The sequence below is a fragment of the Fulvimonas soli genome (genome assembly GCF_003148905.1).
GTDB classification, from domain to species: Bacteria; Pseudomonadota; Gammaproteobacteria; order Xanthomonadales; family Rhodanobacteraceae; genus Fulvimonas; species Fulvimonas soli.
On record NZ_QGHC01000007.1, the window covers coordinates 91,252 to 106,435 of the forward strand.

11 protein-coding genes are annotated in these 15,184 nt (G+C 74.2%); 9 read left to right on the plus strand and 2 right to left on the minus strand.

From position 1 onward, the window contains the following. Positions 1 to 59: 59 nt before the first annotated feature. The 5 genes from folE (at position 60) to C7456_RS10500 (ending at position 4,647) form a co-directional block, all read left to right on the plus strand. On the plus strand, positions 60 to 662 hold the full coding sequence (gene folE, locus C7456_RS10480; protein ID WP_109723700.1) for a GTP cyclohydrolase I FolE: 603 nt from the start codon (positions 60 to 62) through the stop codon (positions 660 to 662). 72 nt (positions 663 to 734) lie between these two features. Continuing rightward, positions 735 to 1,940 (plus strand): GGDEF domain-containing protein, encoded by a 1,206-nt coding sequence (locus tag C7456_RS10485; RefSeq protein WP_109723701.1) that lies wholly within the window; start codon positions 735 to 737, stop codon positions 1,938 to 1,940. 46 nt (positions 1,941 to 1,986) lie between these two features. Continuing rightward, the gene (locus C7456_RS10490; RefSeq protein ID WP_109723702.1) at positions 1,987 to 2,325 is read left to right on the plus strand and encodes an EF-hand domain-containing protein; all 339 of its coding nucleotides are present in this window, start codon (positions 1,987 to 1,989) and stop codon (positions 2,323 to 2,325) included. 475 nt (positions 2,326 to 2,800) lie between these two features. After that, positions 2,801 to 4,138: a TCR/Tet family MFS transporter gene (locus C7456_RS10495; protein ID WP_109723703.1), complete on the plus strand. Its 1,338-nt coding sequence runs from the start codon at positions 2,801 to 2,803 to the stop codon at positions 4,136 to 4,138. A gap of 2 nt (positions 4,139 to 4,140) precedes the next feature. Continuing rightward, positions 4,141 to 4,647, plus strand: a complete 507-nt coding sequence (locus tag C7456_RS10500; RefSeq protein ID WP_109723704.1) for a DUF1993 domain-containing protein — start codon at positions 4,141 to 4,143, stop codon at positions 4,645 to 4,647. 49 nt (positions 4,648 to 4,696) lie between these two features. Here the strand turns inward: C7456_RS10500 and C7456_RS10505 are convergent, their stop codons facing one another. Further along, positions 4,697 to 5,194 (minus strand): DUF6496 domain-containing protein, encoded by a 498-nt coding sequence (locus tag C7456_RS10505; RefSeq protein ID WP_109723705.1) that lies wholly within the window; start codon positions 5,192 to 5,194, stop codon positions 4,697 to 4,699. 445 nt (positions 5,195 to 5,639) lie between these two features. On the opposite strand from C7456_RS10505, the gene C7456_RS10510 reads away from it, so the two are divergent. After that, on the plus strand, positions 5,640 to 6,506 hold the full coding sequence (locus tag C7456_RS10510) for a DUF72 domain-containing protein (RefSeq protein ID WP_109723706.1): 867 nt from the start codon (positions 5,640 to 5,642) through the stop codon (positions 6,504 to 6,506). 64 nt (positions 6,507 to 6,570) lie between these two features. Further along, positions 6,571 to 8,217 (plus strand): NAD(P)/FAD-dependent oxidoreductase, encoded by a 1,647-nt coding sequence (locus C7456_RS10515; RefSeq protein ID WP_109723707.1) that lies wholly within the window; start codon positions 6,571 to 6,573, stop codon positions 8,215 to 8,217. Positions 8,218 to 8,761: 544 nt separating this feature from the next. Here the strand turns inward: C7456_RS10515 and C7456_RS10520 are convergent. Next, a complete protein-coding gene (locus tag C7456_RS10520) occupies positions 8,762 to 11,695 on the minus strand; it encodes a putative bifunctional diguanylate cyclase/phosphodiesterase (protein WP_109723708.1) in 2,934 nt (977 codons plus the stop codon). A 189-nt stretch (positions 11,696 to 11,884) separates the two neighbouring features. On the opposite strand from C7456_RS10520, the gene dinG reads away from it, so the two are divergent. Both dinG and C7456_RS10530 read left to right on the plus strand, forming a co-directional pair. After that, a complete protein-coding gene (gene dinG, locus C7456_RS10525; protein WP_109723709.1) occupies positions 11,885 to 13,984 on the plus strand; it encodes an ATP-dependent DNA helicase DinG in 2,100 nt (699 codons plus the stop codon). Positions 13,985 to 14,298: 314 nt separating this feature from the next. Further along, a complete protein-coding gene (locus C7456_RS10530) occupies positions 14,299 to 14,877 on the plus strand; it encodes an NnrU family protein (RefSeq protein WP_109723710.1) in 579 nt (192 codons plus the stop codon). Positions 14,878 to 15,184 lie beyond the last annotated feature (307 nt).

Genomic DNA, 15,184 nt, shown 5'->3' on the forward strand with positions numbered 1-15,184 from the left:
ACCCGGCCCCGCCCGGCGGGGTGCGCTAAACTGGCCGTCTTTCCATCCGAGGACTTGGCATGAGCGAGCCGGCAAACCCGCCCAGCGTGACCCGCGAGCAGGCCGAGGAGGCCGTGCGCACCCTGCTGCGCTGGGCCGGCGAGGACCCCTCGCGCGAGGGCCTGCTGGACACGCCCAAGCGCGTGGTGAAGGCGTACCGCGACTGGTTCTCCGGCTACGCCGAGGACCCGGCCGAGTTCCTCAAGCGCACCTTCAAGGAGGTCGAGGGCTACGACGAGATGGTCGTGCTGCGCGACATCGAGTTCGAGAGCCACTGCGAGCACCACATGGCGCCGATCATCGGCCGCGCCCACGTCGGCTACCTGCCGACCCACCGCGTGGTCGGCATTAGCAAGCTGGCGCGCGTGGTGGAGGGCTACGCGCGGCGCTTCCAGGTGCAGGAGAAGCTCACCGCGCAGATCGCCAACTGCATCAGCGAGACGCTGATGCCGCGCGGCGTGGCGGTGGTGATCGACGCCAGCCACGAGTGCATGACCACCCGCGGCGTGCACAAGCGCGGCGTGTCGATGATCACCAGCCAGATGCTCGGCGTGTTCCGCGATGACGCGCGCACCCGCGCCGAGTTCCTGCAGTTCATCGGCATCGACCGCGGCCACCGCTGAAGTCTTCCCGGGTCCGGCCGATACGGGGCAGGAAGCCGTCGGCCCGGCCGCGCGGCGCTTCCCGTCCCCCACGTGCACATCGACCTCGCCACCGTTGCCCTGCTCGGCGCCCTGCAGGCCCTGCTGCTGGCGCCGCTGCTGCTCGCCGCCACCCGCGCCTACGGCGGCGTGGCGCGCGCCAGCCTGCGCATCTGGGGCAGCGTGCTGCTGCTGCAGGCGCTGGGCTGGGTGCTGCTGGGCCTGCGCGGGCGGATCAGCGACTGGATCTCGGTGGTGCTGGCCAACGGCGTGCTGATGGCCTCCTACGCCGGGACCGCGCTGGCGCTGCGCCTGCTGCTGGGCGTGCCGCCGCGCCGGTCGCTGCTCGCCGCGATCGGCCTGGCCGGCTGGCTGGGCATCGCCTGGTTCGCCGTGGTGGCGCCGGACTACGCCATGCGCGTGTACATCGCCACGCTCTCGCTCGGCGTCTACCTGGCGATGCTGCTGTGGCCGCTGCGCCACGCGGCGCGGCGCGGCGGCTCGATCGCGCAGCGGGTGATGCTGCTGGTGCTGCTGGCGGCCGCCGCCGGCTGGCTGCTGCGGCTGCGGGAGCTGGCGCCCGGCGCCGTCCCGCGCCCGGGCCTGCTGGTGGCCACGCCGGGCAACGTGGCCCAGATGATCTACGGCGCGCTGGAGCCGGTGCTGGCCAGCATCGGCTTCCTGCTGATGTACAACGAGGCGGCGCAGGCCGAGCTGCGCCGGCTGGCGCGCACCGACCCGCTCACCGGCACGCTCAACCGGCTGGCGCTGGACGAGGAGCTGGCGCGGCTGTTCCGCGCCGGCCCGGCGGCGCTGGCGGTGCTGATGCTCGACGTGGACCACTTCAAGCGGATCAACGACCGCCACGGCCACGCCGGCGGCGACCGCGTGCTGACCGCGCTGGTCGCCTGCGTGGGCGCGCGCCTGCGCGCGGGCGACGTGCTCGGCCGTGTCGGCGGCGAGGAGTTCCTGGTGCTGCTGCCGGGCGCCGATCTGGCCGCCGCGCTGGCGCTGGCCGAGGCACTGCGCGGCGCGGTGGCCGGCCTGCACATGGCGCTGGACGGCGAACCGCAGGCGATCACCCTCTCGCTCGGCGTGGCCGTGCGCCAGCCGCACGAGGACGACCCGGCGGCGCTGGTGCGCCGCGCCGACCGCGCGCTGTACGCGGCCAAGCGCGAGGGCCGCAACCGCGTGGCCGTGCCGCCGCCGGAGGCGCTGGCCGATGGCCGCGACGGGACGGAGCCGTCGCCCCCGCCGTGACCGGGTGCGCTTGCCGGCGATGCCGGCCGGCTGCTCCAATCGGCCGATGCGCTCCCGCCTCGCCGCCCTGCTCCTGCTGACCGTCCCGGCCGCCCTGCACGCGCAGGACGCCGGCTCGCCCGCCGCCTACCTGGCGCAGTTCGACCGCGACGGCGACGGGCGCGTGAGCGAGGCCGAATACGTGGAGCACATGAGCCGCGGCTTCGGCCAACTCGACGCCAACGGCGACGGCGTGCTGGAGCGCGACGAGCTGCCCGGCGGCCGCGGCCGCCCGGTGACGCTGCCGGACTACCAGGCCAACCTGCGCCACCAGTTCCGCAAGCTCGACCGCGACCGCGACGGTTTCCTCAACCTGCGCGAGCTGATGCAGCCGCCGCAGGGGTAGGTCGTTTCCGCTTCCCTCATCGCCGTCGTTCCGGCGAAAGCCGGACGAGCGCGTAGCGCGAAGAACGTCTGCGCAGCAGACGGCCCCGGAGGGGCGGGCGTAGCGAGCCATCCAGTGAAATGCGTCGTGCGAAGCGCTCGAAACAGGTTTTGTGTGCTCCGCACGGGTTACTTGACTGGATTCCGGCTTTCGCCGGAATGACGGACGGGGGTGCCGGGCGCCTTCGGGCCATGGGGTCTCGTCAATGGCTGGGAGCCAGCCAATAGACGCCTGCTCCCTCGCCATCCTCCACTTTCCGGATGACGTCGCCGCACGCATCGCGGGCATTCCACTCGCCGCATCTCCGATCCCACCGGAACGACAGCCAGCGTGCACCCGCGCACGCCACGCGCGTCCCGCGGCCCCGCCGCTGCATTGCGGCAGCCATGGACGCGGCGCATGCGCTATCGTGCGCGCCTTGCCCGGCAGAGCCCCCATGGAACCGACCGTCACCGCGATCAGCGAACCGCGCCGCCGCGCGGCCGTCGCCTTCATCTACGTCACCGTGCTGCTGGACATGCTGTCGTTCGGCATCATCATCCCGGTGCTGCCGCACCTGATCGAGCAGCTCGCCGGCGGCGGCATCGCGCGCGCGGCGTGGTGGGTGGGCACCTTCTCCACCGTGTTCGCGATCGTGCAGTTCGCCTTCTCGCCGGTGCAGGGCGCGCTGTCGGACCGCTTCGGGCGGCGGCCAGTGATCCTGATCTCCAACCTGGGCCTGGCCTTCGACTTCACCGTGCTGGCGCTGGCGCCCACGCTGTGGCTGCTGTTCGTGGCGCGCGTGGTGCTGGGCATGACCGCGGCCAGCTTCACCACCGCCAACGCCTACATCGCCGACATCACGCCGAAGGAGAAGCGTGCCGCCGCCTACGGCCTGCTCGGCAGCGCGTTCGGCGTGGGCTTCATCATCGGCCCGGGGCTGGGCGGCTTTCTCGGCGACATCTCGCTGCGCCTGCCGTTCTGGGTGGCGGCCGGGCTGGCGCTGTGCAACTTCCTGTACGGCCTGCTGGTGCTGCCCGAGTCGCTGCCGTCCGAGCGCCGCACCGCGCGCTTCGAGATCCACAGCGCGCACCCGCTGGGCTCGCTGAAGCTGCTGCGCCGCTACCCGCAGGTGCTCGGCCTCGCGGTGGTGATGTTCCTGGTCTACCTGTCGCACTACGTGCTGCAGACCACCTTCGTGCTGTACGCCGACTACCGCTACCAGTGGGGCCCGCAGGCGGTGGGCTACGTGCTGATGCTGGTGGGCGGCTGCGACGGCGCGGTGCAGGCGCTGCTCACCGGGCGGCTGGCGCCGCGGCTGGGCGAGCGGCGCGTGCTGGCGCTGGGCATGCTGTGCGGCGTGGCGGCCTTCCTGCTGATGGGCCTGGCCGGCACGGGCTGGGTGTTCCTGCTCGGCGTCCCGCTGATGGCGCTGTGGGGGCTGGCCAACCCGCCGATCCAGTCGATCATGACGCACCAGGTCGACCCCACCGAGCAGGGCCGCCTGCAGGGCGCGCTGTCCAGCCTGGCCAGCTTCGCCGGCATCTTCGGGCCGTACCTGTTCGCGCAGGTGTTCGCGCTGTCGATCGCGCCGCACTCGCCGGTGCACCTGCCGGGGCTGGCCTTCGTGCTGGCGGCGCTGCTGCTGGCCGCGGGCACCGCGATCGCGCTGCGCGTCACCGCGCGCGGGACGGCGCACGCGCCCGCGGCGCCGGCCGCCGCGGACGGCGCCGGCGCGCGGCCCGGCGAGGCGCCGCCCCTTCCTCCCGTTCCCCCCGCCGATCCGAGGAGCTAGCCATGACCCTCTCGATGTACCAGGCCTCCGTTCCCGTGTTCATCCGCGCGCTGACCAACCTGCGCCACGTGCTGCGCAAGGGCGAGGCGCACGCCAAGGCCCGGAACGTCAGCGACGAGGTGCTGCTGCAGACCCGGCTGATCCCCGACATGCTGCCGCTGGTCAGGCAGGTGCAGATCGCCACCGACATGGCCAAGAACGGCGCCGCGCGCCTGGCCGGCGTCGATCCGCTGGTGATCGAGGACAACGAGACCACGCTGGCCGAGCTGTACGCCCGGCTGGACCGCGTGGTCGAGTACCTGAAGGGCTTCGTGCCGGAGCAGATCGACGGCAGCGAGACGCGCCCGATCACCCTGAGGATGCGCAGCGGCGAGCTCCACTTCGAGGGGCAGGCCTACCTGCTGCACTTCGTGATCCCCAACGTGTTCTTCCACTGCACCACGGCCTACGCGATCCTGCGCAAGGCCGGCGCCGAGCTCGGCAAGAACGACTTCCTCGGGCGCAGCTGAGCCCGGCGGCGCCGCCGCGCCGCGGGCCGGTGAGGGAGCCTGTGGCGGCTCAGCGCGCGTGCGCGCGCCGCGCCCGCGTGCGGGCCGCCTTCTTCGCCGCCGCCGAGCGGCCGGCAGCGCCCTTGGTCCGCACGGCCTTCTTCGCGGCGGCCGAGCGCGCGGCGGCGCCGCGCCTGGCGGCGCTCTTGCGGGCATGGCCGGCCAGCGCGCGCTTCGACGCCGCGGCGCGGCCTTCCTTCTCCAGCGCGCGGCTGGTCGCGCGCGAGCGCGTGGCCGCCGGCTTGTGCGGGTGCTCGCCGGCCTGCTCGTCGCGGGCGGCGCGCTTGCGCGCGGCGGCGCTGGCGGTCTTCTTCGCCGGCACCTCGACCCCGGCGCGGCGCGCCTTGGACAGGCCGATCGCGATCGCCTGCCGGGCCGAGCGCGCGCCGTGCTTGCCGTGGCGCACGTGCTCGATCTCCTCGCGGACGAACTCGCCGGCCCGGGTGCTGGGCGACTTGCCCTCGCGCCTGTCGCGGGCGGCGGCTTGGCGGGTGCGTTTCTCGGGCATGGGGAAGGGCCCTCCGGCTGGGGCGGACGCGGTGCGCGCCCGCACCTGCCCGACCTTTCCACCCCGCCCGTGGACAGGCCGTCAATCCGGCCTCGCGGGCATGAACCGGCGCCGACCGTGCACGCGCGCTGCACGTGCTGGCGTCGGGGTCGTCGACGGCCGCGCGTCAGGTTGATCGCGGCCGGAGGCCATCCCACAAGGGCTTGCGAAGACCCTGCGGGAGCGGCCTCCGGCCGCGATACTCCGACCCTCGCCCTACTCGCGCCGTCGCGGACCGGCGCCCACTCCTTCGCGCTCTTGACCCGCGCGGACGACTCCTGGCGCGGGCGCGTGAACAGGCTCCCACGGTGCAGCCACGCGGCCTCGACGCCGGCGCGCCCATCGTGCGCGGCATGGCGACCGTCCGGCCCGTCCCTCCTTCCGTCCGCCGCGCCGCGCAACGCGCATGACGCTGCGCATCGGCATCTCCGGCTGGCGCTACGCCGCGTGGCGCGGGCGCTTCTATCCCCCGGGCCTGCCGCAGCGGGAGGAGCTGGCCTACGCCGCGCGGCGTTTCCCCAGCGTCGAGCTCAACGGCTCGTTCCATGCGCTGCAGCGCCCGTCGAGCTACCGGCGCTGGCACGACGCCACGCCGCGCGGCTTCGTGTTCGCGGTGAAGGGGCCGCGCTTCGTTACCCACGTGAAGCGGCTGCGCGACGTCGAGGCGCCGCTGGCCAACTTCTTCGCCTCCGGCGTGCTGGCGCTGCGCGGCAAGCTCGGCCCGCTGCTGTGGCAGTTCCCGCCCGGCCTGGCCTACGAGCCGGAGCGGCTGGAAGGCTTCCTCGCGCGGCTGCCGCGCGACTTCGCCGCGGCGCGTGCGCTGGCGCGGCGGCACGACCGCCACGTGGCGGAGGCGGACCTCGCGGCGCCGCGCAACCGCCGCCTGCGCCACGCGGTGGAGGTGCGCCACGGCAGCTACGCCTGCGCGGACTTCGTGGCGCAGCTGCGCCGGCACCGCGTGGCGCTGGCGGTGGCCGACAGCGCCGGCCGCTGGCCGCGGCTGGAGGACGTCACCGCCGGCTTCATGTACCTGCGCCTGCACGGCGACACCGAGCTCTACGCCAGCGGCTACGGCAACGCCGCGCTGGACGGCTGGGCGCGCCGCATCCGCGCCTGGGCCCGCGGCGGCCAGCCGCGCGGTGCCTGCACCGCGAGCCGCGCCCCGCCGCCCAAGCGCAAGTCGCGGGACGTGTACTGCTACTTCGACAACGACGCCAGGGGCGCAGCGCCGTTCGACGCGCTGCGGCTGGCGGAGCGGCTGGCGCGGCGCTGAGCGCGCCAGCCGCGTGCGCGGCGCGCATGCGAAAATCGCCACCCGTTTCCCGGCGCCCGCCCGCATGCTGCGACTGACCGACCTCAAGCTGCCGCTCGACCATCCCGCCGAGGCGCTGCCCGCGGCGGCCTGCGCGCGGCTGGGCATCGCGCCGGCGGCGCTGCGCCAGCTCACCGTGTTCCGCCGCGGCTACGACGCGCGCCGGCGCGGCGCGATCCTGCTGGTCTACACGCTGGACCTGGAGGTGGACGACGAGGCCGCGCTGCTGGCGCGCTTCGGGGACGACCGCCACGTGCAGCCGACGCCGGACACGCGCTACCGCTTCGTCGCGCGGGCGCCGGCCGGGCTGGCGCACCGCCCGCTGGTGGTCGGCTTCGGCCCGTGCGGCATCTTCGCCGCGCTGGTGCTGGCGCAGATGGGCTTCCGCCCGATCGTGCTCGAGCGCGGCAAGGCGGTGCGCGAGCGCACGAAGGACACCTGGGACCTGTGGCGCAAGCGCAACCTGCATCCCGAGTCCAACGTGCAGTTCGGCGAGGGCGGCGCGGGCACGTTCTCCGACGGCAAGCTGTACAGCCAGATCTCCGACCCGCACCACTACGGCCGCAAGGTGCTCACCGAGTTCGTCGCCGCGGGCGCGCCGGAGGAGATCCTCTACGTCAGCAAGCCGCACATCGGCACCTTCCGGCTGGTGTCGATGGTGGAGAACATGCGCGCCGGCATCGAGTCGCTGGGCGGCGAGATCCGCTTCTCGCAGCGGGTGGAAGACCTGCTCGTCGAAACGGACGCCGCCGGCGCGCGCCGCGTGCGCGGCGTGCGCCTGGCCGGCGGCGGGGAGCTGCGCAGCGACCACGTGGTGCTGGCGCTGGGCCACAGCGCGCGCGACACCTTCGCCATGCTGCACGCGCGCGGCGTGTACCTGGAGCCCAAGCCGTTCTCGATCGGCTTCCGCGTGGAGCACCCGCAGTCGATGATCGACCGCGCGCGCTTCGGCCCGCAGGCCGGCCATCCGCTGCTGGGCGCCGCCGACTACAAGCTGGTGCACCACGCGAGGAACGGACGCGGCGTGTACAGCTTCTGCATGTGCCCCGGCGGCACCGTGGTGGCCGCCACCAGCGAGCCGGGCCGGGTGGTCACCAACGGCATGAGCCAGTACTCGCGCAACGAGCGCAACGCCAACGCGGCGATCGTGGTGGGCGTCGAGCCGGCCGACTTCGTGCCGTTCGACCCCGCCTCCCGCGAGGGCGCGGTGCACCCGCTGGCGGGCATCGCGCTGCAGCGGGCGCTGGAGAGCCGCGCCTTCGAGCTGGGCGGCGGCGACTACAACGCGCCCGGCCAGCTGGTCGGCGACTTCGTCGCCGGCCGTCCCTCGACGCAGCTCGGCGAGGTGCTGCCCTCGTTCAAGCCCGGCGTGACGCTGGGCTCGCTGGCGGACGCGCTGCCGGCCTACGCGGTCGAGGCGATCCGCGAGGCGATGCCCGCCTTCGGCCGGCAGATTCGCGGCTTCGACCGGCCCGACGCGGTGTTCACCGGGGTGGAGACGCGCACCTCCTCGCCGGTGCGCATCCGCCGCGGCGAGGACCTGCACAGCCTCAACACCCGCGGCCTGTTCCCCGCCGGCGAGGGCGCCGGCTATGCGGGCGGCATCCTCTCGGCGGGCGTGGACGGCATCCGCGTGGCGGAGGCGGTGGCGCGGGATATCGTGGGCGGGTGAGGGGACGGCCCCCTCGAACAAAGGGGCACTGGCGTGGCGGCGTTGCGTTTCCAGGAATGGCCATGCTTTCACGAGCCCCGCCCCTCACCCCAGCCCTCTCCCCGGAGGGGAGAGGGAGCAAGGCGCGGCACGTCCGAAAGTCCCGCCCTGATTCGCCCCACCACTCACTTCTCACCACTCGCTGCTCGCCTCTCGTCCCTCGCCTCCCGCTTCTCGCTCGCGCAGCGAGCGTGAGGCGTGCGCGCAGGAAGCGCGCTGCTCTTCGGGGCCCCTATGGCGCGGCGGGTGGGTGGCGGAAAAGCCCGGAGGGTGGCCCTCCGCCCTTCGGGCCGGCTTCGCCGTTCGCTCGCGCTCCAAGCGCGCGCGTGGGCAAGCAAAGAGAAGTAGCCCGCCCGTCGGCAGGCGGAACCCCGCCGGAGGCGGCCCAGGTTCCGACCGGGCTCGTAGCAGGCGGCAGCCACACCAAAAAAAAGCAACATGGATTCCCGCTGACGCGGGAACGACGCCAGTTCCAATGACGCGCCACGGCTTCAACGGCGCGCCACTACCCCTCCCGCCCCAACCATCCCTCCGCCACCCCGGGCCTGCCCAGCAGATACCCCTGCCCGTAAGCACACCCCATCGCCCGCAGCGCCTCGGCCTGCGTCGCCGTCTCCACCCCCTCGGCGATCACCTCGATCCCCAGCGCGCGCGCCAGCGCCAGGATCGCCGCCACCACCGCGGTGCCGCTGTCCGGCGCCTCGTGGTCGAGCATCTGCACGAAGGCGCGGTCGATCTTCAGCTTGCGCAGCGGCAGCGCGTGCAGGTAGCTCAGCGAGGAATAGCCGGTGCCGAAGTCGTCCAGCGCCGCCTCCACGCCGACCGCGTGCAGCCGCTCCAGGATCGCGCGCACGCGGCCGGTGTCGTCCAGCAGCGCACCCTCGGTCACCTCGATCGCCAGCCGCGACGGCGCCAGGCCGCTGCGCTCGAGCATGGCCAGCAGGCGGCGGTCGAAGTCGGCGTGGCGCAGGTGCAGCGGCGCCACGTTGACGGTGAGGTAGCCGCCGCCGCCGAACGCGGCGAAGCGCTCGCAGGCGCGCGCGAACAGCTGCCAGTCGATCGCCTCGATCTGCCCGCTGTCCTGCGCCACGCGCAGGAACTCGCCCGGCGCCAGTACGCCGCGGCGCGGGTGGTTCCAGCGCAGCAGCGCCTCGTAGCCCACGATCCCGCCGCCGTCGAGCCGGCAGATCGGCTGGAAGTACGGCTCGAACTCGCCGCGCTGCAGCGCCTGGCGCAGCTCGCCCTCCAGCGTGAGCACGTCCTCGGCGTCGCGCGCCAGCGTCTCGTCGAACAGCACGTAGCGCTTGCGCCCCAGCTCCTTGGCGCGGTACAGCGCGATGTCGGCGTCGCGCAGCAGCGCGTCGGCCTGCAGGTGCGCCTCCCCGCCGATGGCGATGCCCATGCTGGCCGAGGGCTCCAGCTCGCGCCCGGCCAGCTGCAGCGGCCGCGCCAGCGCCCGCAGCACGCGCCGCGCCACCTGCTCCACCGCCGCGACCTGCCCGGCGTCCTCCAGCAGGATGGCGAACTCGTCGCCCGACAGGCGCGCCACCAGGTCCGGCTCGCGCACGCACTGCACCAGCCGCTCGGCCACCGCCTTGAGGAAGCTGTCGCCGGCCAGGTGGCCGAGGCTGTCGTTGATCACCTTGAAGCGGTCCACGTCCAGGTAGAGCAGCGCGCAGCGGCGGCCGGGCTCGCGCTGCGCGCGCTCCAGCAGCGCCTCCAGCCGCTCGCGCAGCAGGCCGCGGTTGGGCAGGCCGGTGAGCGGGTCGTGCATCACCTGGTGGCGCAGCAGCTGCTGGGCGTGCTCGCGCCGGGCGATCTCGGCGCGCAGCTCCTGCGTGCGCTCGGCCACGCGCTGCTCCAGCTGCTGCTTGGACTGGCGCAGCGCGACCGCGGAGCGGCGCCGGTAGATGCTGTTGGCGATCTGCAGCGCGGCGAAGCCGAGCAGCTCCTGCTCGGCCGGGCCGTAGCCGTGGCCCTCGTCGTAGCTCTGCACCGCGACCAGCCCGATCACCTCCTCGTCCACCCGCAGCGGCACGCCCAGCCAGCAGGTGGACGGCGCGCCGATGTGGTGCGGCACCACCTCGCCGGCGGCGTACAGCGCCTCGATGTCGCTGCGGCGGCCGAGCCAGGGCCGCCCCCGCCGCAGCACGTATTCGCTCAGGCCGCGGCCGAGCGGGCGGCTCAGCGTGCGCCGCACGCCGGCGTCGACGTAGTAGGGGAATTCCAGCCGGCGACGCTCGTCGTCGAGCAGGGCGATGAAGAAGTTCTCCGCGTCGATGAGGCGGCCCACCACCGCGTGCACGCGCTCGTAGAACGTGCCCTCGCCGATGTCGGCGGTGGCCAGCTGGGCGAGCCGGAACAGCGCCTCCTGCAGCCGCTCGGCGCGCTGGCGCTCCAGCACCTCCTGCTGCAGGCCGCGGTTGGCCTCGGCCAGCTCCTGCGTGCGCTGGCGCACGCGCTGCTCCAGCTCGTCCTTGCTCTGCTTGCGCTCCAGCGCGGTGAGGATGTGGCTGCCGACGAAGGCGAGCAGCGCGCGGTCCTCGCCGGTGTAGCGGATGCCCGGCCGGTAGCTCTGCACCACCAGCGCGCCCTGCACGCGGTGCTCGCGCAGCATCGGCACGCCCAGCCAGTCCTCGCTGTCCGGGCCGATCACGTTCAGCGGCCCGTCCACCTGCGCGGCCAGCTCCTCCGAGCTGCCCATCAGCGCGCGCCCGCCGGTGAGCAGGTGCCAGGTGAGCGAGCCGCGCCAGGCCCCCAGCGGCATCTCGCGCGTGGTGTCCACGCCGCCGGGGTCGGCCACGTCGGCGAAGTAGAGGAAGCGCAGCGTGCCGCGCTCGGCGTCGTAGCGGACGATGTAGAAGTTCTCCGCGTACATCAGCATGCTGACGATGCCGTGGATGCCGCGCAGCAGCTCGGGCATCTCCAGGTCGGAGCCGGCCAGGTCGGAGATCGCGAACAGCGCGCGCTGCAGACTCTCGGAGCGCTCCAGCTGGCGGTGCGAGTCGTGCAGCTCGGCCAGCGCCAGCGCCTGGCGCAGCTGGCGGCCGGCCAGCTCGAGGTCGGGCGCCAGCGCCGCCTGCAGCGCCGCCGCCGCGGCGCCGTCGCGCACCTCCAGCAGCAGCGCGGCGGCCAGGTCGGGCCGCAGGCGCAGCGCCAGGCGGTCGCCGTCCAGCCGCAGGCCCGCCGCCTCGCGCAGCAGGTTCCTGAGCTGCAGCACGTCCGCGTGCGCGGGCTCGCCGTGGCTGCCGCGGTAGACGCCCGGCGCCGGGTCCTGCCAGACCAGCCGCGCCGAGGCGCCGCCGGCGTGCGCCTCGGCGCGCTCGACCACCAGCGCGGCGACCGCCTCCGGCGAGGTCGCCCCGATCAGGCGGCCGAGCCAGGCCAGCCGCGTCGCCGCGTCGTCCTGCCGGTCCTGCGGGATGCGCTGCTGGCTCATCGCACGGATAGTCTGCCGTTGGGATCTGCGCGGACCTGCGGCGGCGGCGCGCCCCCGCCTTTGCCGCGATGGTAGCGCGCAACCGCCCGGCAGCCGCAACCACGGGATCGGCGGAACCGCCGCCGGCTTGAGCGGCGGCGCGGGGCCCGGGCAGCGGCTAGAATCGTCGGCCCGATCCCGCCCCGCCCGATGCTCACCGACGCCACCAAGGACGCCATCCGCGCCGCCTACGCGCGCCTGAAGGAAGGCCTGCCCGGCTTCCGCCCGCGCGTCGCGCAGGGGCGGATGATCGCGGAGGTCGCCAAGGCGCTGGCGACCGAGGGCGGCGCGGCGGCGATCGAGGCGCCCACCGGCACCGGCAAGTCGATGGCCTACCTGGTCGCCGGCATGGAGGTGGCACGCGCGCAGAAGAAGAAGCTGCTGATCGCCACCGCCACGGTGGCGCTGCAGGAGCAGCTGGTGGAGCGCGACATCCCGCTCTACCTCAAGCTCGACGGCCGCGAGGCCAAGGTGGCGCTGGCCAAGGGCATGGGCCGCTACCTGTGCCTGCGCAACCTGCGCATGGCGCAGAACAGCCTGGCCGGCAGCGCCCAGCTCGGGCTGGGCCTGGGCGACGACCTCGCGCTGTGGAGCAAGCCGCCGCAGGAGCAGGACAAGCAGGCGCTGGGCCGGCTCGCCGCCGCCTTCGACAAGGGCGAGTGGAACGGCGACATCGACGCCGCGCCCGCGCCGGTGGGCGACGTCCTGCGCCCACTGGTCACCACCAGCTCCGGCGGCTGCACCGGGCGGCGCTGCGGCTACTTCGCGGTCTGCCCGCTGTTCGCCGCGCGCCGCGCGATCGGCGACGCCGACATCGTGGTGGCCAACCAGGACCTGGTGCTGGCCGACCTGACCATGCCCAACGGGCAGGACGGCTTCGGCGGGGTGATCCTGCCCAAGCCGGAGGAGACCCTGTACGTGTTCGACGAGGCCCACCGCGTGCCGGCCAAGGCGATCGACCGCGGCGCCTCGGAGGTGTACCTGGGCGCCGCGGTGCGCCAGCTGAGCCGGCTGGGCCGGCAGGTGCACGCGGCCTACTCGCTCACCGACAAGGAGACGCTGGGCAAGCTCGCGCTCGACGCGGGCGACGCCAAGCTGCAGGAGCTCAGCGACGCGCTGGAGGCGCTGGAGAAGGAGATCCGCCTCGGCTGGCTGCCCGACCCGGCCGAGCGCGAACCGATGTTCCGCGGCTCGCTGGGCCGCCTGCCGGAAGCCTGGGCGGCGCACGCGCAGGGCCTGTACCTGCTCACCGCCGAGGTGCAGCGCTGGCTCGGCGCGGTGCGCCGCGCGGTGGTGGAGATGAGCGAGGGCGGCCCCACCCAGGAGGCGCTGTCGCGCGAATTGGGCATGGCGCTGGAGCGCATCGGCAACCAGCTCGACACCTGGCGCGCGTGGAGCACCGGGGACGCCGAGGACGCGCCGCCGCTGGCGCGCTGGGTCACCCTGGCGGCCGACCAGCAGCTGGTCTGCCACGCCTCGGCGGTGTCGGCCGCGGGCCTGCTGCGCGAGGTGCTGTGGGGCAACGCCAGCGCGGTGGTGCTGACCTCGGCCACGCTCAGCGCGGGCGGCAGCTTCCGTGGCTACGCCGACGCGGTGGGCCTGCCCGACGAGGCGGTGACGCTGAGCCTGCCCTCGCCGTTCGACCTCGCCGCGCAGGCCAGCCTGGAGGTGCCCGCGCTGGACGCGCTGCCCGACGCGCGCGAGGAGCACGCGCGCGCGGTGAGCGACTGGCTCGCCGCCCACCTCGACTGGGACGCCGGCAACCTGGTGCTGTTCACCTCGCGCGCCAAGCTCGACCGCGTGCTGCAGCTGCTGCCGCTGGACAAGGTGCGCAAGGTGCGCGCGCAGGGCTCGCTGGGCAAGGCGCAGCTGATCGCCGAGCACGTCGCCGCGGTGGAGGCCGGCAAGGGCAGCACGCTGTTCGGCCTGGCCTCGTTCGGCGAGGGCCTGGACCTGCCCGGCCGGCTGTGCGAGACGGTGGTGATCACCCAGCTCCCCTTCGCGGTGCCCACCGACCCGGTCGGCGCCACCTACGCGGAATGGCTGGAATCGCGCGGCCGCAACCCGTTCCTGGAGGTGAGCGTGCCCGAGGCGACGCGCCTGCTCACCCAGTACTGCGGCCGCCTGATCCGCAGCGAGGCCGACCGCGGCCGCATCGTGCTGCTCGACCGCCGCGTGGTCACCAAGCGCTACGGCGCCGGCATGCTGCGCGCGCTGCCGCCGTTCCGGCGGGTGATCGAGCGGGCCTGAGGCGCCGCCGCGCCGGCGCCGCCTTCTTGCAGGAGCGGCCTTGCGGGAGCAGCCCCTGGGGGAGCGGCCTTCGTGGGGGCGACCTTTGTGGGAGCGGCCTCCGGCCGCGATTGGCCCAGCGCGGAGCGCGCAGGACGCCTGCACGGCAGATAGGCGCGGCAGGCATGCCGCGACCGCGAGGCTTGAGCAGGCCTCGTCGTCCCTGGATTCCGGCCTGCGCCGGAATGGCGCCCACGGAACCGATACCGTTACGGCACGGAACCGGGCGCCGATCATGCCTATACTCGCCGCAGCCGCCGCTACCGGAGTCCCCCATGCCCGTGCTGATCCTCGGCCTCGTGCTCTTCCTCGGCCTGCACTCCATCCGCATCTTCGCCGACGACTGGCGCGGCCGGCAGGTCGCGCGGCTGGGGCCGATGCGCTGGAAGGCGCTGTACTCGGTGGGCGCGCTCGCCGGCTTCGTGCTGATCTGCTGGGGCTTCGGGCTGGCGCGGCGCCAGCCGGTGCTGCTGTACGCGCCGCCGCTGTGGCTGGCGCACCTCAACGCGCTGTTCACCCTGGTGGCGTTCGTGCTGCTGGCCGCCGCGCGCGTGCCGGGCAACCGGATCAAGGCGAGGCTGCACCACCCGCAGACGCTGGCGGTGAAGGTGTGGTCGTTCGGCCACCTGCTCGCCGCCGGCATGCTGCACGACGTGGTGCTGTTCGGCCCCTTCCTGCTGTGGAGCGTGGCGCTGTACGCCGCGGCGCGCCGGCGCGACCGCCGCGAGGGCACGGTCTACCCGCCGGGCGGCCTGCGCGGCGACCTGGTCGCCGTGGTCGCCGGCGTGGCGCTGTGGGCACTGTTCGCGTTCTGGCTGCACCGCGTGCTGATCGGCGTGGACCCGATGCACTGAGCGCCCGAGGACCCACGCGCCGAGGAGCGGGGCGTGGACGTCGGTCCACGACGACGCGGCATGCATCGCGGCCGGAGGCCGCTCCCACAAGGCTTGCGAAGGCCCCGGTGGGAGCGGCCTCCGGCCGCGATCGATCCGGTGCGAGACCGCCAGCGGCCGAACGCTACCGCCAAACCCGCCGCGATTCATCCAGCCGGCCTTCCTGGCCTTCCCCGGAAGACTTTGAACAGGCTCCGGGCGCTGCCGCCGGTGCGCAAGGGTGACTGATGCCACCTGCGCGCCGGCGACGGCCGCGCTAGAGTCGCCG